The organism is Mycobacterium sp. (assembly GCF_052144515.1).
Lineage (GTDB): Bacteria > Actinomycetota > Actinomycetes > Mycobacteriales > Mycobacteriaceae > Mycobacterium.
In genome coordinates, this window is record NZ_JBKQQD010000091.1 from 1 (window position 1) to 2,949 (window position 2,949).

3 protein-coding genes and 1 pseudogene are annotated in these 2,949 nt (G+C 64.9%); 1 reads left to right on the forward strand and 3 read right to left on the reverse strand.

Features of this window, described 5'->3' with window-relative positions:
• Together ACLP9N_RS04730 and ACLP9N_RS04735 are read right to left on the reverse strand one after the other, a co-directional pair.
• Window positions 1–204: pseudogene (locus tag ACLP9N_RS04730) on the reverse strand (hypothetical protein); the annotation flags it as partial.
• 99 nt (window positions 205–303) lie between these two features.
• A complete protein-coding gene (locus tag ACLP9N_RS04735; protein WP_442406305.1) occupies window positions 304–636 on the reverse strand; it encodes a DUF732 domain-containing protein in 333 nt (110 codons plus the stop codon).
• 221 nt (window positions 637–857) lie between these two features.
• Between ACLP9N_RS04735 and ACLP9N_RS04740 the strand changes: the two genes are divergently transcribed.
• A complete protein-coding gene (locus ACLP9N_RS04740) occupies window positions 858–1,712 on the forward strand; it encodes a sulfurtransferase (protein ID WP_442406306.1) in 855 nt (284 codons plus the stop codon).
• A gap of 2 nt (window positions 1,713–1,714) precedes the next feature.
• On the opposite strand, the gene ACLP9N_RS04745 is transcribed toward ACLP9N_RS04740, so the two are convergent.
• Entirely contained in the window at window positions 1,715–2,623 is a 909-nt protein-coding gene (locus ACLP9N_RS04745) for a phosphorylase family protein (protein ID WP_442406307.1), read from the reverse strand.
• Between the last annotated feature and the right edge of the window lie 326 nt (window positions 2,624–2,949).

The following is a 2,949-nucleotide window of genomic DNA, read 5'->3' on the forward strand; positions in this document are numbered from 1 at the left end:
GTGGAACGCGATGACGACCAGGCCACCCATCAAGAGGATGGCGCCGTACAGCCACGGCCACATGGGGTTGGCCTTGAACTCGGTGAACAGCGTCTGCATGTACGAGCCGCGCACCGCAACCGTGGTCGGCACGATCGTGAAGAACGGGCCCAACACCCGGGCGAACATGCGGGTGCGGATCTGGGATTGCCCGGGTGCGCTCATCGTCTACCTCCGTGGGTCATCCACGAAGCGTAAACCGACCACTGGTCGGTTTAGCAGACCGCCGGTCTAAATCGGCTTACGCAATCGACTGACCTGCCGTTACCCGTTAGCGCCCGGCTTGTTGGCCGGATGCTTGTCCGGGCAGTAATCCGCGGTGGCCGCGCCGATGAACGTCTCGGCCTGCGCCTGGGTCAGCTTCTCAGATCCCGTCAGCTGGTCCACCTCGTCCTTCTGGCTGTAGCCAGCTTCGAGGTCTTGGCACATCGTGCGCGCCATGTTCACGGCCTGGGACGCACTACCAACGTGGATACCGTGCGACTCCAGGTACTGGACGAAGTCGGTGTCCGTGGTGTCGGCGCGGGCGGCGCCCGAGGGCACCAGCATGGCGGACAGCAGCACGCCGAACGCCCACGCAGCAATTTTCTTGTTCATTTCGCTCATCACTTTCGAAGCTTCAAGCTCGGATCAGCACGAGGTCGCAGGCATCACGCCAGTTGTATTCAATACTTCCGTGAAAACGGGCCAATGGTCAATAGACCGCCCGCGGGATGGGGCCGAAACTTTAAAGATCAACCCGCCGTTAACTTTTAATTCCGGTGAAGTTTAATTCCAAACGGGGCAGTTCAGTGACCGCAACCAGCGAGGAGACGCAGGTGGAAGCTCGCGACCGGGTGCTGATCACGGCCACCGAGCTGGCCGCCCTTGTCGACTCGGGCGGTCCGGTGACCATCCTCGACGTGCGCTGGCGCCTCGACGAGCCGGACGGCCGCGCGGCCTACCTGGAAGGCCACCTGCCGGGCGCGATGTATGTGTCCCTCGAAGACGAACTCAGCGATCACACCGTCGCCGGCCGGGGCCGTCACCCGCTGCCCTCGGGACGCAACCTCCAGGCGGCAGCCCGCAGGTGGGGCATTCAGCAGGATGCGTCGGTGGTGGTGTACGACGACTGGTGTCGGGCAGGTTCCGCGCGCGGGTGGTGGGTGCTGAGCGCCGCCGGGCTTGAGACGGTACGCATCCTGGACGGCGGCTTGTCCGCGTGGCGGGCGGCCGGTCACGACCTCGAGACCGGCCCGGTCAATCCGCGGCCCGGCAACGTGACTGTGGCACATGCCGATCTGTACGCCGGACATCGACCGACGTTGACAGCCAAGCAATCCGGCGGGGGCAATCTGACGCTGATCGATGCGCGCGCGCCGGAACGCTTCCGCGGCGACGTTGAACCCCTCGACCCGGTTGCCGGTCACATCCCTGGCGCCAAGAACGTTCCCAGCGGCGCGGTGCTGGCGGACGACGGCACGTTCATCGGCGATCATGCGCTCGCCCAACTCTTGGCCGACCACGGCATCGACGGTGCCGCCGATTTGGGCGTCTACTGCGGCTCGGGCGTCACCGCGGCCGTCACGATCGCGGCGATCGCGGCGACGGGCCGAGACGCGGCGCTGTACCCGGGGTCTTGGTCGGAGTGGTGTTCGGACCCGAACCGCCCCGTCGGCCAGGGACCGGAATAGTCTCACGCGCCAGCCCAGTTCTGCAAGAAAGCCGCGGTTACCCGGGCGGCATTGCCCGCCGCGAACTGCTTGTAGAAGAAGAATTGGAACGGGAAGCCGGGCAGCCGCAACGGGTCACCGGCCCCGTCCGAGACGCCACGGACGCCCAGAAACGGCACCCCATGCGCGTCGGCGACCGCCTGCACCGCCGCCGTCTCCTGGTCCGTGGCGTCAAAGGCCGGGTTGGACGTCAACGAGATGTTCACGTTGCTGATCAGCGCGTTCCTAAGCCACGGGCCCGCGGCCTGAAAGAAGTTGCCGGTGTGGCGAAGTGAACGATCTGGCGCACTGCGGGGTTGACAGCCGAAAACCGCGCCGCCGTTGGGGATGCACGGGAATGCCTGCCCGTTGTTGTTGTCCGAACTGGATCCGTCGCCGCCGACCAACACGTGCGGCGTGCGATTCAGATCGACGAGCTTGACATTGCCGAGGTAATTGACGCCATCCAGGGCAACGGTGAGCGTCTGGGCCGCGGCCAACATTCCCGGATCGACGGAGTGAAACGTGGCGCCGTTGTCGAGCGTCCATCGGGCCGGTACCACCACGTCCCCGATGCTCGGGCGCCCGCCACCGCCGGCAACACCCGAAAAAACCACTGCGCCAATGGAAACAGACGACTCGCCCGTGAAGTGCGCGAACGCGGTCTGCGCGGTGTCGGTCGCATTGACCAGGCCGATGCCGGTCATCGCCACGATCACCTTCTTGCCACCGATCGAGCCGAGGTAAAAGTGGCGCCGGTTAGCGACTACCACCGAAGATCGGTCCAGCACGGTGTGGGACAGAATCGCGTCGGCTTCGGCCGGAAAGGCCGACAGGACCAGCGTGCGTGGTTCGCAGGCACCCATCGTCACGTTTGGCACGTCCTCGTGCATTGTCGAAGTGGCTAATGCGTAGCGTTGATTTTCGCGCACCCGGACCGCTGGGATATTCGTAATCGTTCTTTTTGCTGAGCGATTTCTCGGCGTTATTCAACCGGAGCCGGTTGCCATTGGTTAATCTCAGCGGCGTTGCAGCCAGGCGCAAAGGAGTCCGGCCCGTGCTCGAAGTGATCGACAAGGGGCCCTTCTTCGCCGCAAAGGGCTACCGGTCAGTGGCCGTGAGCCTGCGTGGACATGGGAAAAGCCCCGCACCTAAGGCCATGCACTTCTGTTCGATGGCCGACCTCATGATGCTCGAGCCCGCGTGGCCGGCCGTGGCC